The organism is Planococcus sp. FY231025, from assembly GCF_052078085.1.
Taxonomy (GTDB): domain Bacteria; phylum Bacillota; class Bacilli; order Bacillales_A; family Planococcaceae; genus Planococcus.
Map to the genome: position 1 here is coordinate 127777 of NZ_JBQJJG010000003.1, position 24287 is coordinate 152063.

Sequence of the window (24287 nt, forward strand, 5' to 3'; positions counted from 1 at the left end):
AAGAAGCCCGCAACTTGTTGCGCGGCTTCTTTTTTTATGCATGTGGATATGGTAAAATGGCTCCGAAAGGGACATAGGTGATAAGACATGATATTCAAGAAATGGATGGCAGCAACTGCGACAATCGCCCTTTTGGCGGGCTGCAGTGCTGAACCTGCTGAAAAAGAAGAGACCGAAGCGGAAAAAAGTGCAGAAGAAGCGCCGGCTGCAACTCCGGAACCTGCAAAAGAAGAAACTAAAGAAGAAGCTGAACCAGAAGCGGAGGCTGAATCAGAAGCAGAAGCTCCGGAAGAACCGACTGCAGAAGCCCCGGCCGAGCCGAAATACCGGGTCAATGAAGCCAATTGGCGCGTAGAGCCGATTTCGGATGCGCCGGAAGAAGCGGTATTGATCACCATTGACGACGCTCCGGACGATCATTCAGTAGAGATGGCGACCGCATTGAAGGAATTGGAAGTGCCTGCAATTTTCTTCGTCAACGGTCATTTTCTGGACACGGATGAAGAAAAAGAAAATCTGAAAAAAATTCATGAGATGGGCTTTGCAATCGGCAACCATACATATACTCATACCAACCTGAAGACGATCGGCGAAGCTCAGCAGAAAGAGGAGATTCTTTCGCTCAGCCAGACAGTGGAGGAGATTATCGGAGAGAAGCCGAAATTCTTCCGGGCACCGAACGGCAGCAACACGGATTTCAGTGAAGCGCTTGTTGCCCAGGAAGGCATGCTGTTGATGAATTGGTCCTATGGCTATGATTGGGAAAAGCAATACATGGACGCTGCCGCGTTGACGGATATCATGGTCAATACGGAATTCCTGGGGAATGGATCGAACTTGCTGATGCATGACCGCGAATGGACCGCAGCAGCACTGCCTGGCATCATCAAGGGGCTCAGCGCAAAAGGATATAGCTTTGTCGACCCGGATGAAATCGAAGGCATCACGCCATAAAAAAACGGCCCTGAAGCAATGCGCTTCAGGGCCGTAGGTTTTATCTGATGGCTTTCTGTTCCTTGATGACGCGTAAATTTTGCAAAGTGTCATCTTCAGGGCCTTGGACAGGCAGGCCGGCTTTGACGTTCATATCGATATAGGCGATGTTCTCCTGCGTGATGATTTCGCCAGGGATGAAAATCGGGATGCCCGGAGGATAGACCATAATGAACTCAGCTGATATCCGGCCGACGGCTTCTCCAATAGGGACGACTTCCGTCGTAGCATAAAATGCATCGCGCGGGGTCATGGCAAGGCTCGGGATGTCCGGAAGCAGGACCACCGGTTCGATGACAGCTGCATCGCTCTCGAACGCTTCGCTCATGCGTTGAAGCGCATTGACCAGCAAGTTCAGTTCCTTGCGCGTATCACCGATTGTGACTAGGCACAGGATATTGTACAAGTCGGAAAGTTCGATTTCAATATTGGCGTTCTCTCTCAGCCATTCCTCTGCCTGATGGCCGGTGATGCCGAGATCTTTGACGCTGATCAACAACTTTGTCGGATCCATATCGTATGTCGCCGATGTGTTGAGCAGCTCCTTGCCGACGCAGCGGAGATGCGGGATTTTATTGATCCTTTTCCGTGCATCCTGTGACAGCCGGATCGCCTGATCGATCAAGTCGTATCCGTGGATAGCCAACTGCCTGCGGGCTGTGTCGAGCGACGCCAGGATCGGATAGGAAGTCGAAGTCGTCGTGAGCATCGACAGGGTTGACTGTACGCGCTTCGGCGACACCAGGCCTTCACGGACATTCAGGACGGAACTTTGGGTCATCGAGCCGCCGAGTTTATGGACGGAAGTGGCTGCCATATCCGCTCCGGCCGCCATTGCAGAAACCGGCAGCGATTTATGGAAATGGATATGGACGCCGTGCGCTTCATCGACAAGGACCGGGATGTCGCGCTCGTGGGAAATATCCACAATGCGCTTCAGGTCCGCGGCAATTCCGAAATAGGTCGGGTTGATGACAAGGACCGCTTTTGCATCCGGGTACTCGTTCAATGCTTTTTCGACAGCTTCTGCTGAGATGCCGTGGGAAATGCCGAGTTCCGGATCGACTTCGGGATGGATGAAAATTGGGATTGCGCCAGCGAATACGATGGCGGACATGATTGATTTATGGACGTTGCGCGGGACAAGAATCTTGTCGTTCGGGCCAACAACGCTCAGAATCATCGTCATGATGGCCCCGCTCGTTCCTTGGACGGAGAAGAACGTATAATCTGCGCCGAATGCCTCAGCAGCCAGTTCCTGCGCTTTTTTAATAGCGCCCTTGGGTGAATGGAGATCATCCAGCGGGGCGATATTGATCAAGTCGATTGAAAGGATATTGTCGCCGACAAATTCACGGAATGCCGGATCGACGCCCTGGCCCTTTTTATGGCCGGGAATATGGAATTGGATTGGGTGCCGGTTCCGATGCTTCAAGAGCGCATCGAATAACGGAGTTTCTAATTGAGACAATGGGAACCCACCTAACTTATTTAAAATAAAAACAAATTGAATTATAGCACGTTGTAAGACGCTATACTATAAAAATAAAAGGATTTTTGAATGTTCCATCGAATAAAGGAAATATGGAAGGGGAGGAATAACGCTATGAACTTTGATACACGAATAACCGAACTGCTCGGAATCCGTTTGCCGATCGTGCAAGGCGGTCTTGCATATCTTGCCTACGCCGAGCTGGCTGCTGCGGTATCGAATGCCGGAGGGCTCGGGCAAATCACCGCCATGAGCCTTTCAAGTCCGGACGAGCTGCGCAAAGAAATCAAAAAAGTGCGGGAGTTGACAGACAAGCCGTTTGGCGTTAATTTTGCTATTGGCGAACACGGCCGTGCATTCTCGCATATGCTCGACGTCGCGATAGACGAAAATGTGCCAGTCGTCTCGATGACTGGCGGAAATCCGACACCGATATTTGAACAATTAAAAGGGACGCCGATAAAAAAACTGGTTCTTGTGGCTGCAAGGCGGCAAGCCGAAAAGGCTGAGCAGCTGGGTGCAGATGCTGTGATGGTTGTCGGCCATGAAGGGGGTGGACACCTCGGGCGCGATGACATCGGCACGATGGTGCTCATCCCGCAAGTGGTGGATGCCGTGTCCATTCCGGTGATCGCCTCCGGCGGAATCGGAGATGGCCGGGGCTTGATGGCGGCTTTAGCGCTCGGCGCGGAAGGTGTTGAAATGGGCACCCGTTTTATCGCCACAAAAGAATGCGTCCATGCTTCCGATGTTTATAAGGAAGCACTTGTCAACGGTTCTGAAAGCGATACCGTCATTATCAAGAAAAGCATCGGGGCGCCGGCTAGAACATTAAGGAACAGCTGGACCGATAAGATCCTCGAGATCGAATCGGAAACTCCGACGTACGAAGCCTTGCGGAATTACATCAGCGGGGAAGCCAATAAAAAATACATTTATGAAGGCCATACGGAAGAAGGCTTCGGCTGGGCAGGTCAAGTGACCGGCCTGATTCATGATATCCCTACAGTCGCAGAACTGTTTGGCCGGATGGAACAAGAAGCGGAAGCCATTTCGGAAAAATGGTCGCTCATGATCAGAAAGTAGGGAAGCACCATGGATTATTCATATCCTTTCTCCATTGACTGGAGCACAGATGAAATCGTCGATGTCGTCACCTTTTTCGAGGGGATCGAAATGGCGTATGAAAAAGGCATCAAACGCGGAAATCTGATGGCTAGATATCGCCGGTTCAAGGAAGTCGTCCCTTCGATTGCCGAAGAGAAGACATATTTCCGCGAGTTCGAGGAAGAAAGCGGCTATGCCAGCTTTCCAGTCATCAAGGAAATGAAAGCGAAAACAAATGATGACGAAATAATCCGTATGAAAAAATAAAAAGTTCCGCAGCTCAACGCTGCGGAACTTTTGTGTTTTCCAGAAGAGTATTGTAGACGGGAAGCAATTCGTCGAATGTCGCTTCGAGGAATTTGTGGAAATCGTCCGTAGGCATGTTTACAGCAGCTTCGCGCGGAAGGTGCCGGCCGATCACGAACTCTCCTTTTTTAACGTCTCTCAACCGGATGATCGTTTTTTCGATTTCCGCCGCGGATAATTCTTCTAAGGCGGCAGCATCCGGTTTCATATGGTCTCCGGACAACATGAAGTCACCGGGAAGGGAAGCGACTGCGTCGCTTTGGAGCAGAAGTTCCGCCATTGCGCTTTTGCCCGGCGCTTCATAAATGACGGCCAAGATGACAAACACATGGCTTTTCCATAAACCGATCTGGAAATGGGGCAGCGCTTTATAGCCGCGTTTATAAGGGGCGAACGCCACCCAGCTGTCATTTGGCGGATTGACCGACCGGCGCATATGTTTGGCGACATGGGGATAGAACTCCTTGCCGGTAAGCGCAGAGAAGAACGCGGCATAATTATTGCCCAATTCCTCAAATTTCGGGCGTACCCGGGAAATCAATAATTCCATCCGGTCTTCGAGCCCAGGTGTTTCAAAAACTTCAAAATCCTGCTGATTCCAGAAAGTCTGCAATTTTATTTCCTCCTTTAAGCATTTCACAGGTTTCATTTTAGCGAAGTTTGGGAAGAAAGAGTATAAATAAGTTTTTCTCACTCAGCCATGGGACCGGATGATATGCAAGCAAAAGAGTCTGAATTGTCGAAATGCGGAGAGGAAGGGGTGCTTATCTATGAAACAGATGATTCAAATCATTCGCAAAGCAGAAGTCGAAAAAGAATACATCAACGTCTTGAAATTGGAATTGGACTATGAACTTGCCAGCTTATACGATGCCATGCAGCAAAAAGATGGTATCCAAGAAGTGAAAAGCAAAAAGCGGCTACAGGAAATTCATCACGAACTGGAGGCCCTTCATGCGCTCTAATACTTTTATCACATAATGGCACTTACTGAGAAAAGACAGTATGTGCCTTTTTCATTTATAATAGTAGAAAAAGGGGGCAGGAAAGTGGATTTGCATGCATTAGACAGATATATCAAATCATTGATCAAAGAAGCGGGGCATCGGATCCGCAGCTCTTTCCGCATTGAAATTGAAATCGAAAGCAAGTCGCACATCAACGACTTGGTGACCAATATCGACAAGGAGATTGAGCATTTCTTCATCGAACGCATCCGCCAGGACTATCCGGGCCATCGGATTTTCGGAGAAGAAGGATTCGGGGATGACATCAAGGATATGGAAGGCGTCATATGGCTTTTGGACCCGATTGACGGGACGATGAATTTCGTCCATCAACAGCGGAATTTCGCTATTTCACTCGGCATTTATAATGACGGGGTAGGGCAGCTCGGATACATATACGACGTGGTCAATGATGATTTATACCACGCTGTAAAGGACGGAGGCGCTTATTTCAATGATGAAAAGATGCAGCCTCTGGAAGAGACATCAATTGCAGATGCGATTGTAGCCATCAACGCAATGTGGGTGACGCCGAACAGATATGTCAAACACGAAGATACGATCCGGCTGATTCAGGACGTCCGGGGGACCCGTTCTTACGGCTCGGCAGCCCTGGAACTGGCCTTTTTGGCAAGCGGGCGCATCGATGCCTATATTTCGATGAGGCTTTCCCCGTGGGATATCGCAGGCGGCGCTGTCATTGTCAACGAGGTCGGCGGCATCACAACCAATTTCAAAGGGGAGCAGCCGAACCTTCTGGGGTCGGATACGTTCATCGCAGCCAATCCATCGATTCATGGCCGAATCTTATCGGACTATATCCAGATCAAATAAAAAGAGCGCAGAGGGTCCGGAAATCCGGACGTCTGCGCTCTTTATTTTGTGGGAAGCGGGCATAGCGGCATCCGCATATTCTGCTTTATTATAATAAACCTGCATCAATCATCTCTTTTTTCTTTTTGAAACCGCGTGCCATGATGAATCCGAGGAGCACGATAGCGAGCAAGATGCCCGGTATGCTGCGGAATCCAACGGCAACTCCGATTCCTGCCATCGACAACATTGCAGCAAGAGAATAGAAGACGAAAATCCATTTGATGTTTTTCACTTATTTTTCCTCCTGGCGTAAAACTCAAAATAAAATCTTAGGGTTTTTCCCCTACATGTGATATACTAACACAGTTATAGGGACGAAAAAAGAATAATTGGAGTGAAAGTATGACTAACTTACGTAACGACTTAAGAAACATTGCTATTATTGCCCACGTTGACCATGGTAAAACGACGCTTGTGGATCAGCTGCTGCAGCAATCTGGTATCTTCCGTTCAAATGAACATGTGGAAGAACGCGCAATGGACTCAAATGATATCGAAAGAGAACGCGGAATTACGATTCTTGCAAAAAACACTGCGATTCAATATAAAGACGCTAAGATCAACATTTTGGATACACCTGGACACGCTGACTTCGGCGGCGAAGTTGAGCGTATCATGAAAATGGTTGATGGAGTACTTTTGGTTGTTGATGCTTATGAAGGCTGTATGCCGCAAACACGTTTTGTTTTGAAGAAAGCTTTGGAACAGAACTTGAAACCGATTGTTGTAGTCAACAAAATTGACCGTGATTTCGCTCGTCCAGAAGAAGTGGTTGACGAAGTCATCGAATTGTTCATTGAGCTTGAAGCTAATGACGAGCAACTGGAATTCCCTGTTATCTTTGCATCAGGTATGAATGGAACAGCAAGTCTTTCTTCAGATCCATCTGATCAGGAAGAAAACATGCAAGTTATTTATGATGCAATCATGGAGCATGTACCAGCGCCAGTCGATAACAGAGATGAGCCACTTCAATTCCAAGTAGCGCTTCTTGACTACAGCGATTATGTTGGGCGTATCGGAATCGGCCGCGTATTCCGTGGAACGATCGAAGTGGGCCAATCAGTTGCATTGATGAAACTTGACGGTTCTGTCAAGAATTTCCGAGTGACAAAAATGCATGGCTTCATGGGGCTTAAACGAGTTGAAATCCAAAAAGCAGAAGCTGGCGATTTGATTGCCATTTCTGGTATGGAAGATATCAACGTAGGTGAGACGGTTTGTCCGGCTGACCATCAGGAAGCATTGCCGATTCTTCGCATTGACGAACCGACTTTGCAAATGACATTCTTAGTAAACAACAGCCCATTTGCCGGCAAAGAAGGTAAATGGATCACTTCACGAAAAATTCAAGAGCGCTTGAATGCACAATTACAGACAGATGTATCCTTGCGTGTAGATCCGACAGATTCACCGGATGCTTGGGTTGTTTCAGGACGCGGCGAATTGCATTTGTCGATTTTGATCGAGAACATGCGCCGTGAAGGATTTGAACTGCAAGTATCCAAACCGGAAGTTATCGTTAAAATGGTAGACGGCGTTCGCTGTGAACCAGTAGAACGGGTTCAAGTAGATGTGCCGGAAGAATACACGGGCGCTATCATTGAATCTCTTGGTGAACGTAAAGGCGAAATGCTGGATATGGTGAACAACGGAAGCGGACAAGTTCGCTTAGTCTTCAACGTTCCTGCACGAGGCTTGATCGGATACACAACTGAATTCTTGACGCAGACTCGCGGATACGGAATCATCAACCATACATTTGATAGCTACCAGCCAGTCGCTTCAGGGCGCGTTGGTGGACGCCGTCAAGGTGTATTGGTTTCCATGGAACGCGGAAAAGTTTCAACTTATGGCCTAATGGGCATCGAAGACCGCGGAACTGCTTTTGTTGAAGTCGGCGCTGAAATTTACGAAGGCATGATCGTTGGCGAGCATAACCGTGACAGCGACTTGACAGTAAATATTGTAAAAATCAAAGCTGCGACGAATATTCGTTCAGCGAACAAAGATCAGACGACTACAATGAAGAAAGCGCGTTTGATGAGTCTTGAAGAAGCACTTGAATATTTGGCGGATGATGAGTATTGCGAAATCACTCCACAAACTATTCGTTTGCGTAAAAAAATTCTTGATAAAAACGAACGTGAGCGCATGGCTAAGAAAAAGAAAGTTGCCATCGAAGAATAATCATTATGGAATGGGAAGGATGTATAATCTGTGGGCGACGAGCAAGCTTTTGTCTATGACAGTATGTATCCCGTTGCACGAGTCCTATATGAAAACCTGCCGAATTACACGATAGCCGGATATGCACTTTTTGCGGTTATCTTCCTCTTATCGGCGTTTGTCTATAAGCTCGGTTTTGCAAAAAAATTATCGATCGGCAAAAACGCCGTGATTACATTGTTCCTTCTTGCGGGAGGACTAGGCCTGACTTTCCTGGCCTTTTTCCTTCCGGTTGTTGAAGGACTGGTCATTGCAGCGCTCATCCTGATCCTTTATAAAATCCGCCTTTGGCGCGAAAAACGCGAAAACGCTGCATCTCATTGAGATGCAGCGTTTTTGCGTTCGAACGTTTTATAAAGGATCGGAAGCGATAAGGCATAAGTCAGATGAGCGAACATCCAGTAGAGGATCGCTCCTAAATCCGTCAGTTCCGGCACATCGTCCCTAAGGGCGAGTGCAGAAAGGGGGAAGTACAACAGGTAGAGCGGGATGCTCATGACCAGGCTGAGTATGGTCAATTGGCCGAATGAATAATTCCAATGTTTGGCGATAAATACGAAAATGATGCAAAGTATGATGGAAATGGCTATATGGAAGGCGAACTCAATCGGTTCCGACCATTCCACTTTGCCGACCAAGGGAATAAAATCCACATTCAATAGAAGAGTATAGACTTGTTTTCCGGTGACTGCCTGAATCCATTTCAACAACAGTCCAAGCAGCAGCCCGCTCCAAAAGCCGATCCAGATCCCTTTAAGCACTTTCATCAGAAGTCATCCTCGATTCTGCGGGAACTCCGGTAAAAATGGAAATTGCCGGTGGCGATCCGCTCCTTGGTCCGCTCGGTTATGCGGTCGTGGCATTTCTTGCACATATGGGTATGGATCGGCCGGTTGCGCAGCCTCTTGGCTTCAAGCGTGTCATCAACCAATTCTTCAATAGTATCGCAGATTACGCATTTCACGCGCATAGCTTCTCCTCCTATTCGACCCGGATCGCCAAGATATCCGTCATGGGGCTGTCCAGGTTCGAGCCGTCCGGCAGCAGGATGTGCACGGGGCCGTCTTCTTTGAGCGGCTTGCCTTTTTCACTGAACTTAAAGATCAACTCTTCAGCTTCCTGAATCGGGAAGGCGTGTTCGCCGTTCGCCGTTTCGAATACGACTGTATCCGCCCCGGCTGCGGGTTCGGCAGTTTTCAGGAAAGGCGCGAATTTCATGCCGAAAGTGCCGGTCATCATTTCCTGCTTTTCCTGCCGCTTGTAGGTCTTTTCGGAGTTCAGGGTAGGAGGGACAGTAGCGCCTTCCATGATCTCCCGGGACCAGTGTTCCCCCATGCCGCGTTTGTATTCCTCCAATTCGTCTTTCTCAATCCGCTCCTCGGTGAAATAGGTTTCCAGGTTGAGTTTGCGGTCGTCAAAGATCCAGACGGTCGGATCCAGTGTTATTTTGAATTTCACTTCACCTTTAAACGGTATGATAAATTCCATTGTTAACCCTCCATCAAATAATCGATCTTTTATCAGTATACCGTTTCCTGCTAAATTCCTAAAGGGATTAATTCTGCGGCGGATAGAGGCTTGCAATTTGGAGGTTTAAAAGATACACTTTAAACAGGTTACCATAGCTAAATATCATTTAATGGGGGAGTCCTCATGGAACATACAGAAGAACAAACTTATCAGCTGAAGGCTCTGGAACTCCTGAAAGCCGACGCAGAAAAAATTGAGCAACTGATAAAAGTCCAGATGGACAATTTGACGCTGCCGTCTTGCCCCTTATATGAAGAAGTGCTGGACACGCAAATGTTCGGGCTTTCGCGGGAAATCGATTTTGCCGTAAAATTAGGCCTTATCGAACGCGAAACCGGAAAAAATCTGATGGATACGCTGGAGAAGAAACTCTCGATCCTCCATGAAGCGTATACAAATAAATGACTTAAAACTCAAACGAATTTTGTTTGAGTTTTTTTACTAATCCGAAAAATGAGGTATTCCAATGAAACAGTACATGAAAAGATATGCTAAAAATTTCGATTATCCTTTATTCTTTGTCTACATCGCCCTGACGCTTTTCGGGCTGGTGATGATCTACAGTTCCAGCATGGCATGGTCAGTCAATTACTACGGCGATGCTCCTGACCGTTTTTACATACAGCAATTGATCAATCTGGCCATTGCATTCCCGGCGTTTGCGGTGGCAGCGTTCTTCCCCTACAAGCACTTCAACAAGAGATGGATGATGATGACGGTGCTGGCGGTCATATTCCTCGGTTTGGTCCTTGTGCACATCATCGGATTTGAAGCAGGCGGGGCCAGAAGTTGGATCAGCCTCGGCTTTGCCAATTTCCAACCTTCGGAAGTTGCCAAAGTCGGCATCATCCTCTACTTGGCCGGCGTCTTCTCCAACAAGTACAAAAACGGCACCATCAACAAACTGAACGAATCGGTCGCTCCGCCGGTCATCATCTTGACGCTCGTGCTGCTGTCAGTATTTTTTGAACCGGATCTGGGGTCAATGATGATCATCGGTGCAGTCGGGCTGTCGGTAATGGCGGCAAGCGGCATCAAGTTCAAATACTTCGCAAGGCTTGCAGCGATCGTCGTCGGGGCTTCGGCTGTCTTCATCATCCCGATCATGCTGTTTGCCTCGGATATGATCTTTACTGAAAAACGGCTTGGCCGTCTGGACGCCTTTTTCAATCCTTTTTCAGATGAGTTGGGCTTCGGCCTTCAAATCGTCAACGGGTATTTGGCCATCGGCTCCGGCGGACTCAGCGGGCTCGGCCTTGGGCAATCGATCCAGAAGCTCGGCTATCTTCCGGAACCCCATACCGATTTCATCATGTCGGTCATTGCCGAAGAGCTGGGCGTATTCGGTGTTCTGTTCGTCCTTGGGGGCCTTGGATTTATCGTCCTTAAAGGGCTGGCGATTGCAATGACCACTGCCGACCCGCTTGCGCGCATGCTTGCAACAGGCGTTTCGAGCATGATCGGCATCCAGTCGTTCGTCAACCTTGGGGGCCTGACCGGCTTGATTCCGCTGACCGGGGTCACCCTTCCATTTATCAGCTATGGCGGAACGTCGGTTATTTTGTTATCTTTAGCTATGGGAGTATTGATGAATGTTTCCATGTTCCACAAATACGAAAAATCCAAAAAGTAAAGGGTGTGCTGCGAGTTGAAGGAGATTAACAAAATCTTGGTGGCCAACCGCGGAGAAATCGCAATTCGGATTTTCCGCGCATGTACTGAACTGAATCTTCGGACGGTTGCGATTTATTCGCAGGAAGACAGTGGATCTTACCATCGCTATAAAGCAGATGAATCTTATTTGGTTGGAAAAGGTAAAAAACCGATTGACGCTTATTTGGACATTGAAGACATTATCCGCATCGCGAAAGACTCAGAAGCGGACGCAGTACATCCAGGGTACGGATTCTTATCCGAAAACGTGCACTTCGCACGCCGGTGTGAGGAAGAAGGCATCGTCTTCATCGGGCCGACATCCCGGCATCTTGATATGTTCGGCGATAAAGTCAAAGCGCGCGAACAGGCGATTGCAGCAGGCATTCCGGTTATCCCGGGAACAGACGGACCGGTCGAGTCCCTTGAAGAAGTAATAGAGTTCAGCAAAACGGCCGGCTTCCCGCTGATGATCAAAGCATCACTTGGCGGCGGCGGACGCGGCATGCGCATTGTAAAGGAGGCAGACGAGCTTCAGTCCGCTTACGAGCGTGCGAAATCAGAGGCCAAAGCGGCTTTCGGATCAGATGAAATGTATGTGGAAAAGTACGTAGACAAACCAAAACATATAGAAGTACAGATTTTAGGGGATGCAGAAGGCAATGTTATCCACCTCTACGAGCGGGATTGCTCGATTCAGCGGCGGCACCAGAAAGTCGTGGAAATAGCGCCATCCAATTCGATCAGCAATGAGCTGCGGAATGCAATCTGTGACGCAGCCGTAAAACTGATGAAGAACATCGATTACATAAATGCGGGGACCGTTGAATTCCTGGTGGCGAATGACGAATTCTACTTTATCGAAGTCAATCCGCGTGTCCAGGTTGAGCATACGATCACCGAAATGGTTACAGGAGTCGATATTGTCCATGCCCAAATCAATATCGCCAAAGGCCATTCCTTGCACAGCGAGGAAATCGGCATACCTGAGCAGAAGGACATCCCGCTATTCGGATATGCCATCCAATCCCGCGTCACAACGGAAGATCCGCTGAACGACTTTATGCCGGACGCCGGAAAATTGATGGTCTACCGCTCCGGCGGCGGATTCGGAGTCCGCCTCGATGCAGGAAACGGATTCCAAGGCGCTGTCATTACACCATTCTACGATTCATTGCTTGTGAAACTGTCGACATGGGCAGTGACATTTAAAGACGCAGCAGCAAAAATGGACCGCAACTTGCAGGAGTTCCGGATCCGCGGAATCAAAACGAATATTCCTTTCTTGGAAAATGTTGTGAAACATCCGAATTTCCTTAAAGGTGAATTTGATACAAGCTTTATCGATTCGACGCCGGAATTGTTCATTTTCCCAGTACGGAAAGACAGAGGCACAAAATTGCTGAGCTATATCGGCAATGTCACGGTCAACGGCTTCCCGGGAATCGAGAAAAAGAAAAAGCCGATCCACGCCAATCCGAGAAAACCTGAAGTCGATTTCACTGCGCCGATACCACAAGGCACAAAGCAGATTCTCGACGCCCAAGGGCCGGAAGGTTTAGTGAAGTGGATTCATGAACAAAAAGAGGTCCTGTTGACTGATACGACATTCCGTGATGCCCACCAGTCGCTGCTGGCGACGCGTGTCCGGTCGTACGATATGTTCAATATCGCTAAAGAGACGGCCCATCTGCAGAATGACCTGTTCTCGATGGAAATGTGGGGCGGAGCGACATTCGATGTGTCTTACCGCTTCCTCAAAGAAGATCCATGGCAGCGGCTGATCAAATTGCGCGAACAAGTTCCGAATGTCCTTTTCCAGATGCTGTTCCGCGGCGCAAACGCCGTCGGCTACAAGAATTACCCGGATAACGTCATCCGTGAGTTCGCCCGTGCATCAGCGGATGCCGGCATCGACGTGTTCCGCATCTTCGATAGCTTGAACTGGATCAAAGGCATGGAAGTGGCGATTGATGAAGTCCGCCAATCCGGCAAAATCGCGGAAGCGGCCATCTGCTATACCGGGGACATTTTAGATCCGAGCCGCGATAAATACACGGTGCAATATTATAAGGACATGGCCAAAGAACTGGAAGCGGCAGGCGCCCATATCCTTGCGATCAAGGACATGGCGGGACTCCTGAAGCCGGAAGCGGCTTACCGCCTGGTTTCGGAATTGAAGGACACGGTTTCCTTGCCGATCCATCTGCACACACATGACACCAGCGGAAACGGCATTTACCTGTATTCGAAAGCAATCGAAGCAGGCGTCGATATCGTCGATACGGCCCTCGGGACCATGGCCGGCCTTACATCGCAGCCAAGTGCGAACTCGTTGTATTACGCAATGAAAGGCGGCGGACGGGAAGTGCGGACGGATGTAGCGTCGCTCGAAAAACTGTCGCATTATTGGGAAGACGTCCGGAAGTATTACAGCGATTTCGAAAGCGGCATGAACAGCCCGCATTCTGAAATCTATGTCCATGAAATGCCGGGCGGCCAGTACAGCAATCTGCAGCAGCAGGCTAAAGCAGTCGGCCTTGGCATGCGCTGGGAAGAAGTGAAGGAAATGTACTCCCGCGTCAATATGCTTTTCGGCGATGTGGTCAAGGTGACGCCATCGTCCAAGGTTGTAGGAGACATGGCCTTGTTCATGGTACAGAATGACTTAAATGAAGAAACGGTACTGACGCGGGGAATGAACATTGATTTCCCGGAATCGGTCATCGAATTTTTCGAAGGCTATATCGGCCAGCCGCACGGCGGGTTCCCGAAGGAATTGCAGTCGGTCGTCCTGAAAGAACGCAAGCCGATTACGGTGCGTCCGGGAGAATTGTTGGAGCCGGCGGATTTCGACGGCATCAAGAACTCCTTGTTTGAAAAACTGGAGCGCCCTGTAACCAGCCAGGAAGTGCTTGCTTATGCGCTGTATCCAAAAGTGTTCGATGAATATACGGCCACTGATCAGCAATTCGGCAATGTCTCAGTGCTCGATACACTGACTTTCCTCTACGGCATGAGGCTGGGAGAAGAAATTGAAGTGGAAATCGAAAAAGGGAAAACCTTGATGATCAAAATGGTGTCGATCGGCGAGCCGCAAAAAGACGGAACCCGGACCATCTATTTTGAACTGAACGGGCAGCCCCGCGAAGTGAGCATCCAGGATATGACTGTAGAGACAGATGCATTGGCACGGCCGAAAGCCGATCTGAAAAATGAGACGCATATTGCGGCAACGATGCCAGGCACCGTTTTGAAAGTGGTAGGGGAAGTTGGAGCGAAAGTGAAACGCGGCGACCACTTGCTTGTCACCGAAGCGATGAAGATGGAAACGACCGTCCAAGCGCCGTTTGACGGCAACGTGAAGGCGATCCATGTCGGAGCTGGCGACGGCATCTCAACCGGCGATCTATTGATTGAAATGGAAAGAGTATAACTGAAAGAGCCGGTGCATGCGCACCGGCTCTTTCAGTTTGTAGACAAAAGAATAATTTTTCAATTAGATGAATAAAACTAATGGAAGCTGTATAGGATCCTTCACTTCAGGCGGACGCTTTCCGCGGGCTCGCGCCGAACTAACTAAGAACCTGTGCTCCTGCGCAAGCTCGTCGCAAATACTTGCCCTCGCAAGCTTCGGTCAAGCATTGACTGGCGTCCGAGTGGATTTCGGCACTTCGCTATCCCGCTGGCAAAACCGGTGCTCCTGTCTCTGCATTGCACCTGCATCGCTACGCTAGCTTCGGTGCATGAAAAACCGTCGCTGCGCTAGCTTCGAGACATGAAAGGGCGTTGCATCGCTGCGCTGCTTCGTCGCAAACAAGTCGGCCGAACTGCGTTCGGCCAACTTGCTCGCCGCCTTCCGTTGCGGATCCTGAAGCCAGCAGCTTGTTCCTGGTAGATTAAAGCAGGATCAGCGTCCTTATCTTATCTATTAGATACAGGTGATGCTCCCGACCGGGCTGGCTACGGAGACTCCTGTGGGAGCAGCGAAGCGGCTGAAGCCGAGCCCACGGAAAGCGAAGTGGCCAGCCCGGTCGGGCTTATACATTTCGATTCATTATATTAGACTTTTTCTACAGTATGAAAGAGCCGACGCGAATGCACCGGCTCTTTTTTGTTTATGAATTTTTGACGCGGCTTCTCGAAACGAGCAAGACCATATAGCAAAGCAATCCGAAGAGCAAAGAGATCAACAGTGAATGTAGAAGTGCGACAGCCAAATTCAATTTGGTGAGGACCACTAGCATGCCGGTCGTCGCTTGGAGAAGCACGATGATGAAAGCGGTGATCCAGCCCCAGTAAATGACGCGCTGGTCTTTGTAATTCTTGAAAGCATGCCAAGCGATGATGCCGAGCCAGATGACGATCAAGCCGGCTGCGAACCGGTGGCCCATCTGCACCCATTCGTACATATTGCTCGGCAATGCAAATTGGTCATTCCGGCAAAGCGGCCAGTCCGAACAGATGAGGCTCGCTTCCGTATGCCGGACAAGTGCGCCGGTATAAACGACGATATAGGAGTAAAGCGTGACCCCGATGGTATGGTATTTCAGTTTGTTTCCGATCATGACCCGGTCAGCATCGAATTTCCTGTCGACTTCAAACACCAGAAGCGTAAGCAGCAGAACCGAAGCGAAGGAAATCAGCGAAATGCCAAAGTGGAGCGCGAGGATAAAGTCGCCTTGTCCCCACAAGACTTGGGCAGCCCCGATCAGTGCCTGGAGGACCAGGAAGAAGACAGCCATCGAAGCGAGGAACTTGGTTTCACGGATATGGCCGTATTTTCTCCACGCCCAGACCGCCAGTACGACGATCAGGATGCCGACAGCACCAGTGACCAAGCGATGAGAGAATTCAATCAGCACTTCGGCGGTGATCTCATCGGGAATCAATTCGCCGTTGCAGCTCGGCCATGAACGGCCGCAGCCCATGCCGCTCTCTGTCTTCGTGACGAGTGCACCACCCAGCAAAATCAGCAGCATGCCGATTGTCGCCGCTACTGCAAACCATTTTATATATTTACTTTGTTGCAAGGATGTCACCTACTTTTTTCGATAAAAAACTTTTTTAAACCGTCCTTTGCCTGCATACTCGATAATAGCGAAAGTCGCAATAAAACACAACGGAAAATGAGGTTTCACGGAAACTTTCAAGATTTGGACATAATACGAGGCCGCTTCACAAACTGTTCAAAAACTAATTTATTTCTATCTTAAAATAACGTGAATACTCATGTATGATGAGGAGAGCATATTTCTGAGACAAATTACATGAAATCATCGCTTTTATCGGGAAATTGCAGTTTGCTGTGGAAAAATGGCTGGAATTTAGATATAGTTATGGTTAGCGGAATATGCTTACAACTTTGAAAGGAGGGGGTTTTATGTCAAACGGCCGGTCTTTATCTGCGGAAGGCCATCAGGCAGCTGAAACGACCACATTCCTGGCAGATTTTCTTGCTTTGATCAAAATCGGAATCGTGAATTCGAATTTAATAACCGTTTTTACGGGACTATGGTTGGCTTTTCAGTTTTCTGACAGGCATTTTTTGCAGGAGTTGGACATTCTCGCTTTTACATTGGTCGGTTCAGCATTGATCATCGCCGGTTCTGCTGCGATGAACAATTACATTGATACTGACATCGATCCATTGATGGAGAGCAAGAAAGCGCGTCCGACTGTTACCGGAAGATTCAAGCCGTCTGCTGTATTGGCACTCGCTTCGTCTTTCATCGTTCTAGGCGAAATATTTTTGTTCTCTGCTTCTGTTTCAGCTGGTGTTCTAGGGATAGCAGGAATCTTGGCTTACGTGGTTCTTTATTCGATGTGGTCCAAGAGAAGACATGTCAGCAATACAATTGTGGGGAGCATCTCGGGAGCCATCCCGCCGCTAATCGGCTGGGCTGCAGTTGAACCGTCGCTCGGCATGGGCGCATGGGCGTTGTTCCTGATCATGTTCGTCTGGCAGCCGCCGCATTTTTATGCGTTGGCCATGAAGCGGACTGAAGAATACCGTGCAGCCGGCATCCCGATGCTGCCCGTAGTCAAAGGATTCCACCGCACGAAAAAATCGATGCTTGCATGGGTTTTGCTGCTGTTCCCTCTGCCATTCCTGTTAATGGATCTCGGAATAAGCTTTATCATTCTGGCAACGCTTCTGAATGCAGGTTGGCTGTATCTGGCTATCCGCGGTTTCAAAGCGCAGGATGATTTGAAATGGGCGAAGACAATGTTCATCTATTCGTTGAATTATATGACCATCCTATTTGTTTCGATGATCATTTTCGCCGTCTTCGTCTAGTTTCCCAACATTATCAGAACACATTCATTTAATTGAGAGAGGGGTATGAAAAGCTATGATACAAGGGCTTAAAAAGTGGCGTCTTTTCGCTTTAATGACGGCTCTGCTCGTCTTTCTATCGGGTTGTGGACGAGAAGAGATCTCCACATTGCTGCCAGCCGGCGAAGTAGCCAGCGACCAATTCAACTTGTTGATTTTATCTTCAATTGTAATGGCATTTGTCATTCTAGTCGTAACTATCATCTTCATTTTGGCAATTGTTAAATTCCGCCGTTCAAAACTTGGAGAAGATCTGATTCCTGAACAAGTTGAAGGAAGTGCACGTTTAGAATTCCTTTGGACTGCCATTCCGATCGTATTGCTTTTGATCCTTGCAGTTCCTACAGTTTATTCAACTTTCGACTTGGCAGACGTTTCTTCTATGGACGTTGCTGCTGAAGACGGAAGCATGACAAACTTGACGGTAAATGTAAACGCTAAATTGTACTGGTGGGAATTTGAATACCCTGAACAAGGGATTGTAACCGCTCAGGAATTAGTGGTGCCTACAGGAGAGAAAGTCTACTTTAACTTGATTTCAGCAGACGTTAAACACTCTTTCTGGATTCCTTCAATCGGCGGTAAATTGGACGTCAACACAGACAACGTCAACACATTCTACTTAACGTTCGACAAAGAGTCTTCTGAATTGGAAGACGGCGTCTTCTACGGCAAATGTGCCGAGCTTTGCGGCCCTTCGCACGCTTTGATGGACTTCAAAGTCAAAAGTGTAACTCCTGAAGAGTTCGATCAGTGGGTTGCTGCAATGCAAGAAGAAGTCACTCCAGCTGAAGGCGACCTTGCTCAGCAGGGCGAACAGCTTTTCACTGAAAAAACTTGTATCGCATGCCACGCCACTTCTGGTGTGGGAGCAGGCGGTGGAGTTGGACCGAACGTAGCAACATTCGGCGACCGCAACCGCGTAGCCGGAATTCTTGAACATAATGAAGAAAACGTAAAAGCGTGGATTCAAGATCCACAACAATACAAGCCGGGCAACTTGATGCCTAGTCCTGAATCTTTGAACAACGGCAACAAATTCACAGAGCAAGAGCTTGATGCGCTTGCTGCTTACTTGATGAGCTTGTCAGTTGAAGAGTAAAAGAATCGGAGCTTAAAAAAGGGAGGTATACATTGTGAGTTCTATTGCTCAAAAAAAGGGCTTCGGTGCTACCATTTGGGACTACATGACGACGGTAGACCATAAGAAAATCGCGATTCTTTACTTTATCTCCGGTGGATTGTTCTTCGTCATCGGCGGTATCGAAGCGATGTTGATCCGAATCCAATTGATGAAGGCAGGGAATGATTTCCTAAGTGCCGGAACATATAATGAAGTATTGACAATGCACGGAACAACAATGATTTTCCTTGCAGCGATGCCATTATTGCTGGCGTTCATGAACGCGGTCATGCCTTTGCAGATCGGCGCCCGTGACGTAGCATTCCCGTTCTTAAATTCACTCGGGTTTTGGCTATTCTTGTTTGGTGGTATTTTCTTGAACCTTTCTTGGTTCCTTGGCGGTGCACCAGACGCAGGTTGGACAAACTATGCTTCATTGGCTCTCGCTTCTGAAGGCCATGGCATCGATTTCTATTCACTTGGTTTAACGATTGCCGGTTTCGGTACGCTGATCGCCGGGATCAACTTCCTGGTTACGATCATCAACATGCGTGCACCGGGTATGACGTATATGAGAATGCCTTTGTTCACATGGACAACTTTCGTGGCTTCTGCGTTGATTTTGTTCGCTTTCCCTCCACTTACTGTGGGAATCTTCTTCATGGTATTCGACCGCCTCTTCGGCGCGAATTTCTTCGACGTAGCTATGGGAGGGAACACGATCATCTGGGAGCACTTGTTCTGGATCTTCGGGCACCCTGAAGTTTACATCCTAGTATTGCCGGCGTTCGGTATCTTCTCCGAAATCTTTGCGATTTTCTCTCGCAAGCGTTTGTTCGGTTATACTGCTCTAGTATTTGCCACAATCCTGATCGGTTTCTACGGCTTCATGGTTTGGGCTCACCACATGTTCACAGTTGGTCTTGGGCCGACAGCAAACGCTGTTTTCGCTTTAGCAACAATGATCATCGCTGTACCGACAGGCGTAAAAATCTTCAACTGGCTCCTAACGATTTGGGGAGGAAGCATTTCCTTCACGACGCCGATGCTCTACGCAATCGCGTTCATTCCATCATTCGTTGCCGGTGGGGTAACAGGAGTCATGCAGGCAATTGCGCCGCTTGACTACCAATTGCACGATTCTTACTTTATCGTAGCGCATTTCCACTACGTAATCGTTGGTGGGGTTGTACTTGCCATCTTGGCGGCAACACACCTTTACTGGCCGAAAATGTTCGGAACGATGCTTAATGAAAAATTGGGTAAAGTGACTTTCTGGTTGTTCCTGATCGGATTCCACTTGACGTTCTTCATCCAGCATTTCCTAGGTTTGATGGGAATGCCGCGCCGTGTTTATACATTCGGCGCTGACCAAGGATGGGATCTATACAACGCCATCAGTTCTGTCGGAGCTTTGTTCATGGCAATCGGTGTCATCGTTCTGGTGATCAACATTATCATGACTATCGTTAAAAACGAGCGTATCGGCAACGACCCATGGGGAGACGGCCGCACACTTGAATGGGCGGTTCCATCACCTGCACCATTCTACAACTTCGCGCAGACTCCGCTTGTGCGTGGTCTTGATACTTACTGGATTGAGAAAATGGAAGGCAATAAAGAAGGCATGGTTTATGCAGAACCGCTTGACGATATCCACATGCCGAACGGCTCGATCATTCCTGTCTTCATCTCACTTGGTATGTTCATTGCGGCATTCGGGGCTCTTTACTATATGGACGGCGACAAGCCATGGGCATTGCCAGTCCTGATCATCGGTCTTGGAATGACTTTCGGATCAATGCTTCTGCGTTCACTGAAAGATGATCTTGGGTTCCATATTACAAAAGAAGAATTGATGAGAGACGCTCAAAACACTAAAGGGGGTAAAACAGATGGACTTAAATAAGAAATATACCCCTCAAACGTGGCCGGACCATCCGGAAACAGCAACACTCGAAGGAAAAAATAAATTCGTCGGTTTCTGGCTGCTTCTTGCAGCTGAGACTGTGACGTTTGCCTCGCTTTTCGCGACTTATCTGGCGCTGAAAGACAAAGGGCCAAGCGGCATGGAATTTACCGCTTCCGGTTTGTTTGAATTGCCGCTCGTCTTCGCGATGACGATGATTCTTTTGACTTCGTCTTTGACAAGCGTTTACGCTATGTACCATATGAAAAACCATAATTTCAAAGCGATGCAGGCTTGGCTTGGAATTACCGTTCTTCTTGGTCTGACGTTCCTTGGGCTTGAGATCTACGAGTTCAACCATTATGTACATTTAGGATTCGGATATACCCACAGCGCATTCAGTTCAGCTTTCTATACGCTTGTAGGGACCCACGGAGCGCACGTGTTGTTCGGGCTTAGCTGGTTCATCGCTTTGATGCTCCGCAACTCTAAGCGCGGATTGAACATGTACAATGCACCGAAATTCTATTTAGCATCACTATACTGGCATTTTATCGACGTAGTTTGGGTATTTATCTTTACTGTAGTCTATTTGATGGGAGTGATCGGTTAATATGGCACACGACGTTCATACACCAACAAGATCCGGTACAGAATACGAATACCTGCGCCGCCAGCGCTCGAAAGAAATGCGCGGGCAGCTGACATCGTTTGCAATGATGATCTTCTTGACATTGATTGCATTCACGACAGTTGCAGCTGGCTTCTCGAATTATCTGATCGTGCCGATTATTCTTCTATTGGCAGCCGTTCAGGTCGTACTGCAGCTTTATCATTTCATGCACATGAGCAATAAAGGACACGGTACAGTCGCGTTCTTCATGTTCAGCGGAATATTTGTTGCGTTCATCACAATCCTGACTTTTGTCACGATTATCTGGTGGTAAACAGCCGAACCCCTCACCTATTAGGTGAGGGGTTTTGTTTTGGCCAGAAATCGAACCGCAGAATCCGCTCGGAATCCTTTCTTGGCGGCAATTGTCATAGTTCGTTCATTGATATAGCAGTCGAGGCACTATATAATGAGGGTACTTGAGGTTAAAGGGAGGTAATCAGGCATGATGCCGATCAGTATTTTTGGATTCCAGGCGCTCTGGAGCCCAGTGTACTTGGGAGTTCTCGTTCTAATTACGATTTTATATTTTTTGGTTGCCACCAAGTGGAGATACAAATTCAAAGACAGCGAACCTTTAAAGGCGCGTGAGGCAATTCTTTTTGTTTCCGGCATGATCCTGCTTTATTTGGTGAAAGGCGGCCCGATCGATTTGCTGGGCCATATCATTTTCACCATGCATATGGTTTCAATGGCGCTGCTTTTGCTGCTGATACCGCCGCTATTGATCATGGGGATTCCTTCATGGATCTGGCGTCCGTTCGTCAATTTGCCGTTCATTAAACCGGTTTTCGACTTTTTCACAAAGCCGATGCTGGCGCTGATCATTTTCGGCATGATCTTCTCGTTTTACCACATTCCGCTCGTTTTCGACTTCCTGAAAATGAACAGCTGGCTCCATGCGGCTGCCAATGTGGTCTTGTTCGGATCTGCCATCCTTTACTGGTGGCCGGTCGTCAACACCCTGGAAGGCTCGTATAAATTCCACGGGCTGAAAAAATTGAGTTATCTGTTCGGTCTGAGTGTCCTGATGACCCCTGCCTGTGCGTTGATCATCTTCAGTGGGGATCCGTTCTATGCGACTTATACTGACGGTGAGGCGTGGATGCAGGCGATGGCGTTATGTGTGCCAGCCGGCACGCTCGCTCAATTGGGCCTCTCGGGCCCGGAATTGTTTTCGCCGATGTCAGCGCTTGAAGACCAGCGCACCGGCGGCATCGTCATGAAAGTCTTGCAGGAACTGGTATTCACCGTCTTCCTGTGGCTCGTCTTCTATGAATGGTTAAGAAACGAAAATGCCAATGCAGACGAAATCACTGCAAAGGTTATGCAGGACAGAAAAGATATGGCGTATCACAGACATAATGCTTAATGAAGCTAAAGGGGATCACTTGAATGAATTTGCCGTTATTACCGACGATTAGCACGTTTTTTATAGTTTTGAGCGCTGTACTGGTGGCGATCGGCTGGTACTTGATCAGCAAACGCCGCATTGAAGCGCATAAGAAGATGATGTTGGCTGCAGGCGCATCTGCGCTGACGTTTTTCATCATCTATGTTTCACGGACGTTATTCGTCGGAAACACCGCTTTCGGCGGACCGGAAGAATACAAGATTTTCTACACCATTTTCCTGATCTTTCACATCACGCTTGCGACGACAGGCGGGGTCATGGGATTGATCACGATTTGGCTCGGACTGAAGAACCGCCTTGAAAAGCACCGCAAACTCGGTCCTGTTACAAGTGTCGTATGGTTCTTTACTGCCATCACAGGAGTCATGGTCTATCTATTGCTGTATGTCATTTACGAAGGCGGCCACACCACTTCCGTGTTCAAAGCGATTTTAGGCGGATAAGAAAAAAGGAGAACCCGGCATGGGTTCTCCTTTTTCTATACTTTAAAATCGACTTTGATCATGCCGGCTTCGCGCGCGGATGTAAACAGGATGACAATCAGCGGCCCGATGAAAAAACCGAGGAAGCCGAAGAGCTGAAGTCCGATATACATGGCAACGAGTGTAGCAAGCGGCGATAAGCCGATATGGCTGCCCATGACTTTCGGTTCGACGGTTCTGCGGATGACAAGCAGGATCAGTGCCAATACCGCAAGTTGTGTGCCAAGGACAATATCGCCGGTGATGAACTCATAGATGAACCATGGGGACAGCACCAGGATGGAGCCGAGAATCGGAATGAAATCGATCAGCCAGATGAACAGCGACATAGCGATGGCATATTCCGGAACAATGATGAACAAACCGACCAGCGAAACAAGGAAGATAATGACGCTGACCAGGAACTGGGCTTTCAGGAACCCGAAAATCACGTGGTTTAAACGGGCCGCCATGAAACGCACTTTTTCAGCAGTGCTTTCTTTCAGTCGGTTGAACAGCATCTCTTTCAGGTTGAGCAGCTCGAGCATGAACAAGAAAAGCGCAATCGTGAAGACGATGAAGCTGACCAGGAAAGAAGGGATGCCGGTCAGGAGGTTGGTCACGGTATCGTAGTTGACGATATTGACGACCCATGTCCGGATGCCTTCCAGGAAGCCGGCCAATTCTGTTTCAAAAGAAGAAACCACTTCAACCGGCATATCTTCCGTCGAGCGGAAAAAGAACGCTTGAACTTCATTCCACATTTCCGTCATGGAATTCACATACTCGGGGACCATTTTCGAGAATTGTATTATTCTTCCAATCAACTGTGTGACGGTCCAGTACAAGATGCCGGATACGGCCAGAAGGAAGAGGATGAAAACGGAAATGACGGCTGACTTGCGTTGCCATTTGAATTTATTTTGCATAAACCGGACAAGCGGTTCCAACAGTATGGCTGTCAGTAAAGCGATAATCAACGGAATCGAAATGGGCAATATGTATACGGAAATTAAAATCAGCACCGCCACTGCCAGGGCGATGGTGAACACGCGCTTATTAAACCACTTATTCACTGCAATCCTCCTTAATTGTTCGTAAACCTATTATACCAAGTTGTGCCTTCTACATGTAGGGAAGATGATAGAAAAAACCGCAGTTCAGGGATGAACTG

At 48.3% G+C, this 24287-nt stretch carries 24 protein-coding genes and 1 pseudogene; 17 read left to right on the forward strand and 8 right to left on the reverse strand.

Features of this window, described 5'->3' with window-relative positions; genetic code table 11:
- Positions 1 to 87 precede the first annotated feature (87 nt).
- The gene (locus ACTL32_RS02895; RefSeq protein WP_441340067.1) at positions 88 to 954 is read left to right on the forward strand and encodes a polysaccharide deacetylase family protein; all 867 of its coding nucleotides are present in this window, start codon (positions 88 to 90) and stop codon (positions 952 to 954) included.
- A gap of 40 nt (positions 955 to 994) precedes the next feature.
- On the opposite strand, the gene ACTL32_RS02900 is transcribed toward ACTL32_RS02895, so the two are convergent.
- The gene (locus ACTL32_RS02900) at positions 995 to 2464 is read right to left on the reverse strand and encodes an aminotransferase class I/II-fold pyridoxal phosphate-dependent enzyme (protein WP_441340068.1); all 1470 of its coding nucleotides are present in this window, start codon (positions 2462 to 2464) and stop codon (positions 995 to 997) included.
- Between the two features lie 135 nt (positions 2465 to 2599).
- Here ACTL32_RS02900 and ACTL32_RS02905 point away from each other — a divergent pair, with 135 nt between their 5' ends.
- Positions 2600 to 3571 carry an NAD(P)H-dependent flavin oxidoreductase gene (locus ACTL32_RS02905; protein WP_441340069.1) on the forward strand — a complete coding sequence of 324 codons (972 nt, stop codon included), beginning with the start codon at positions 2600 to 2602 and terminating at the stop codon, positions 3569 to 3571.
- A 9-nt stretch (positions 3572 to 3580) separates the two neighbouring features.
- Complete coding sequence (locus ACTL32_RS02910) at positions 3581 to 3859, forward strand: UPF0223 family protein (RefSeq protein ID WP_441340070.1); 279 nt, start codon at positions 3581 to 3583, stop codon at positions 3857 to 3859.
- A 13-nt stretch (positions 3860 to 3872) separates the two neighbouring features.
- Here ACTL32_RS02910 and ACTL32_RS02915 read toward each other — a convergent pair whose 3' ends face one another.
- A complete protein-coding gene (locus ACTL32_RS02915) occupies positions 3873 to 4511 on the reverse strand; it encodes a YktB family protein (RefSeq protein ID WP_441340071.1) in 639 nt (212 codons plus the stop codon).
- A 157-nt stretch (positions 4512 to 4668) separates the two neighbouring features.
- On the opposite strand from ACTL32_RS02915, the gene ACTL32_RS02920 reads away from it, so the two are divergent.
- Together ACTL32_RS02920 and ACTL32_RS02925 are read left to right on the forward strand one after the other, a co-directional pair.
- On the forward strand, positions 4669 to 4863 hold the full coding sequence (locus tag ACTL32_RS02920; protein ID WP_441340072.1) for a hypothetical protein: 195 nt from the start codon (positions 4669 to 4671) through the stop codon (positions 4861 to 4863).
- Between the two features lie 84 nt (positions 4864 to 4947).
- Complete coding sequence (locus ACTL32_RS02925; protein ID WP_441340073.1) at positions 4948 to 5739, forward strand: inositol monophosphatase family protein; 792 nt, start codon at positions 4948 to 4950, stop codon at positions 5737 to 5739.
- Between the two features lie 88 nt (positions 5740 to 5827).
- Here the strand turns inward: ACTL32_RS02925 and ACTL32_RS02930 are convergent, their stop codons facing one another.
- A complete protein-coding gene (locus ACTL32_RS02930) occupies positions 5828 to 6013 on the reverse strand; it encodes a YlaF family protein (RefSeq protein ID WP_204892613.1) in 186 nt (61 codons plus the stop codon).
- A 110-nt stretch (positions 6014 to 6123) separates the two neighbouring features.
- Between ACTL32_RS02930 and typA the strand changes: the two genes are divergently transcribed.
- The gene (gene typA, locus ACTL32_RS02935) at positions 6124 to 7971 is read left to right on the forward strand and encodes a translational GTPase TypA (protein ID WP_441340074.1); all 1848 of its coding nucleotides are present in this window, start codon (positions 6124 to 6126) and stop codon (positions 7969 to 7971) included.
- 63 nt (positions 7972 to 8034) lie between these two features.
- Positions 8035 to 8334 carry a YlaH-like family protein gene (locus tag ACTL32_RS02940; protein WP_036807104.1) on the forward strand — a complete coding sequence of 100 codons (300 nt, stop codon included), beginning with the start codon at positions 8035 to 8037 and terminating at the stop codon, positions 8332 to 8334.
- Here the strand turns inward: ACTL32_RS02940 and ACTL32_RS02945 are convergent.
- Genes ACTL32_RS02945 through ACTL32_RS02955 form a run of 3 tightly spaced genes read right to left on the reverse strand, consistent with a single transcriptional unit; the run spans position 8328 to position 9498 of the window.
- Positions 8328 to 8777, reverse strand: coding sequence for a hypothetical protein (locus ACTL32_RS02945; RefSeq protein ID WP_441340075.1), 450 nt, complete (start codon positions 8775 to 8777; stop codon positions 8328 to 8330). The genes ACTL32_RS02940 and ACTL32_RS02945 overlap by 7 nt on opposite strands.
- Positions 8777 to 8980 (reverse strand): YlaI family protein, encoded by a 204-nt coding sequence (locus tag ACTL32_RS02950; RefSeq protein ID WP_204892610.1) that lies wholly within the window; start codon positions 8978 to 8980, stop codon positions 8777 to 8779. Before ACTL32_RS02950 ends, ACTL32_RS02945 begins: the two co-directional genes overlap by 1 nt.
- An 11-nt stretch (positions 8981 to 8991) precedes the next feature.
- The gene (locus ACTL32_RS02955; RefSeq protein ID WP_441340076.1) at positions 8992 to 9498 is read right to left on the reverse strand and encodes a peptidyl-prolyl cis-trans isomerase; all 507 of its coding nucleotides are present in this window, start codon (positions 9496 to 9498) and stop codon (positions 8992 to 8994) included.
- A gap of 165 nt (positions 9499 to 9663) precedes the next feature.
- Here ACTL32_RS02955 and ACTL32_RS02960 point away from each other — a divergent pair, with 165 nt between their 5' ends.
- The 3 genes from ACTL32_RS02960 (at position 9664) to pyc (ending at position 14629) form a co-directional block, all read left to right on the forward strand.
- The gene (locus tag ACTL32_RS02960; protein WP_204892608.1) at positions 9664 to 9945 is read left to right on the forward strand and encodes a DUF1507 family protein; all 282 of its coding nucleotides are present in this window, start codon (positions 9664 to 9666) and stop codon (positions 9943 to 9945) included.
- Between the two features lie 61 nt (positions 9946 to 10006).
- Positions 10007 to 11173 carry an FtsW/RodA/SpoVE family cell cycle protein gene (locus ACTL32_RS02965; protein ID WP_441340077.1) on the forward strand — a complete coding sequence of 389 codons (1167 nt, stop codon included), beginning with the start codon at positions 10007 to 10009 and terminating at the stop codon, positions 11171 to 11173.
- A 15-nt stretch (positions 11174 to 11188) separates the two neighbouring features.
- A complete protein-coding gene (pyc, locus tag ACTL32_RS02970; protein ID WP_441340078.1) occupies positions 11189 to 14629 on the forward strand; it encodes a pyruvate carboxylase in 3441 nt (1146 codons plus the stop codon).
- A 682-nt stretch (positions 14630 to 15311) separates the two neighbouring features.
- Here pyc and ACTL32_RS02975 read toward each other — a convergent pair.
- Complete coding sequence (locus tag ACTL32_RS02975) at positions 15312 to 16175, reverse strand: COX15/CtaA family protein (protein WP_441340133.1); 864 nt, start codon at positions 16173 to 16175, stop codon at positions 15312 to 15314.
- A 401-nt stretch (positions 16176 to 16576) separates the two neighbouring features.
- Between ACTL32_RS02975 and cyoE the strand changes: the two genes are divergently transcribed.
- From cyoE to ACTL32_RS03010, 7 genes and pseudogenes are all read left to right on the forward strand, one after another.
- Positions 16577 to 17494, forward strand: a complete 918-nt coding sequence (gene cyoE / locus ACTL32_RS02980) for a heme o synthase (protein WP_441340079.1) — start codon at positions 16577 to 16579, stop codon at positions 17492 to 17494.
- Between the two features lie 55 nt (positions 17495 to 17549).
- Positions 17550 to 18635, forward strand: coding sequence for a cytochrome c oxidase subunit II (gene coxB, locus ACTL32_RS02985; protein ID WP_441340080.1), 1086 nt, complete (start codon positions 17550 to 17552; stop codon positions 18633 to 18635).
- Positions 18636 to 18720: 85 nt separating this feature from the next.
- A pseudogene (locus tag ACTL32_RS02990) lies at positions 18721 to 20061 on the forward strand (cbb3-type cytochrome c oxidase subunit I); the annotation flags it as partial.
- A 490-nt stretch (positions 20062 to 20551) separates the two neighbouring features.
- Complete coding sequence (locus ACTL32_RS02995; protein ID WP_204892601.1) at positions 20552 to 21178, forward strand: cytochrome (ubi)quinol oxidase subunit III; 627 nt, start codon at positions 20552 to 20554, stop codon at positions 21176 to 21178.
- Position 21179: 1 nt separating this feature from the next.
- Entirely contained in the window at positions 21180 to 21512 is a 333-nt protein-coding gene (ctaF, locus tag ACTL32_RS03000; protein ID WP_441340081.1) for a cytochrome c oxidase subunit IVB, read from the forward strand.
- Positions 21513 to 21686: 174 nt separating this feature from the next.
- Entirely contained in the window at positions 21687 to 22610 is a 924-nt protein-coding gene (ctaG, locus tag ACTL32_RS03005) for a cytochrome c oxidase assembly factor CtaG (RefSeq protein ID WP_441340134.1), read from the forward strand.
- Positions 22611 to 22633: 23 nt separating this feature from the next.
- Positions 22634 to 23095: a DUF420 domain-containing protein gene (locus ACTL32_RS03010; RefSeq protein WP_441340082.1), complete on the forward strand. Its 462-nt coding sequence runs from the start codon at positions 22634 to 22636 to the stop codon at positions 23093 to 23095.
- A gap of 35 nt (positions 23096 to 23130) precedes the next feature.
- On the opposite strand, the gene ytvI is transcribed toward ACTL32_RS03010, so the two are convergent.
- On the reverse strand, positions 23131 to 24189 hold the full coding sequence (gene ytvI / locus ACTL32_RS03015; protein WP_441340083.1) for a sporulation integral membrane protein YtvI: 1059 nt from the start codon (positions 24187 to 24189) through the stop codon (positions 23131 to 23133).
- Positions 24190 to 24287: the final 98 nt, after the last annotated feature.

What these genes read in the sequence shown, in the direction of transcription:
- ACTL32_RS02895 (WP_441340067.1), top strand. Translation starts at nt 88, where the DNA reads ATGATATTCAAGAAATGGATGGCAGCAACTGCGACAATCGCCCTTTTG.
- ACTL32_RS02905 (WP_441340069.1), top strand. Translation starts at nt 2,600, where the DNA reads ATGAACTTTGATACACGAATAACCGAACTGCTCGGAATCCGTTTGCCG.
- ACTL32_RS02910 (WP_441340070.1), top strand. Translation starts at nt 3,581, where the DNA reads ATGGATTATTCATATCCTTTCTCCATTGACTGGAGCACAGATGAAATC.
- ACTL32_RS02920 (WP_441340072.1), top strand. Translation starts at nt 4,669, where the DNA reads ATGAAACAGATGATTCAAATCATTCGCAAAGCAGAAGTCGAAAAAGAA.
- typA (WP_441340074.1), top strand. Translation starts at nt 6,124, where the DNA reads ATGACTAACTTACGTAACGACTTAAGAAACATTGCTATTATTGCCCAC.
- ACTL32_RS02940 (WP_036807104.1), top strand. Translation starts at nt 8,035, where the DNA reads ATGTATCCCGTTGCACGAGTCCTATATGAAAACCTGCCGAATTACACG.
- ACTL32_RS02945 (WP_441340075.1), bottom strand. Translation starts at nt 8,777, where the DNA reads ATGAAAGTGCTTAAAGGGATCTGGATCGGCTTTTGGAGCGGGCTGCTG.
- ACTL32_RS02950 (WP_204892610.1), bottom strand. Translation starts at nt 8,980, where the DNA reads ATGCGCGTGAAATGCGTAATCTGCGATACTATTGAAGAATTGGTTGAT.
- ACTL32_RS02955 (WP_441340076.1), bottom strand. Translation starts at nt 9,498, where the DNA reads ATGGAATTTATCATACCGTTTAAAGGTGAAGTGAAATTCAAAATAACA.
- ACTL32_RS02960 (WP_204892608.1), top strand. Translation starts at nt 9,664, where the DNA reads ATGGAACATACAGAAGAACAAACTTATCAGCTGAAGGCTCTGGAACTC.
- ACTL32_RS02965 (WP_441340077.1), top strand. Translation starts at nt 10,007, where the DNA reads ATGAAACAGTACATGAAAAGATATGCTAAAAATTTCGATTATCCTTTA.
- ACTL32_RS02975 (WP_441340133.1), bottom strand. Translation starts at nt 16,175, where the DNA reads ATGCTGCTGATTTTGCTGGGTGGTGCACTCGTCACGAAGACAGAGAGC.
- cyoE (WP_441340079.1), top strand. Translation starts at nt 16,577, where the DNA reads ATGTCAAACGGCCGGTCTTTATCTGCGGAAGGCCATCAGGCAGCTGAA.
- coxB (WP_441340080.1), top strand. Translation starts at nt 17,550, where the DNA reads ATGATACAAGGGCTTAAAAAGTGGCGTCTTTTCGCTTTAATGACGGCT.
- ACTL32_RS02995 (WP_204892601.1), top strand. Translation starts at nt 20,552, where the DNA reads ATGGACTTAAATAAGAAATATACCCCTCAAACGTGGCCGGACCATCCG.
- ctaF (WP_441340081.1), top strand. Translation starts at nt 21,180, where the DNA reads ATGGCACACGACGTTCATACACCAACAAGATCCGGTACAGAATACGAA.
- ctaG (WP_441340134.1), top strand. Translation starts at nt 21,687, where the DNA reads ATGCCGATCAGTATTTTTGGATTCCAGGCGCTCTGGAGCCCAGTGTAC.
- ACTL32_RS03010 (WP_441340082.1), top strand. Translation starts at nt 22,634, where the DNA reads ATGAATTTGCCGTTATTACCGACGATTAGCACGTTTTTTATAGTTTTG.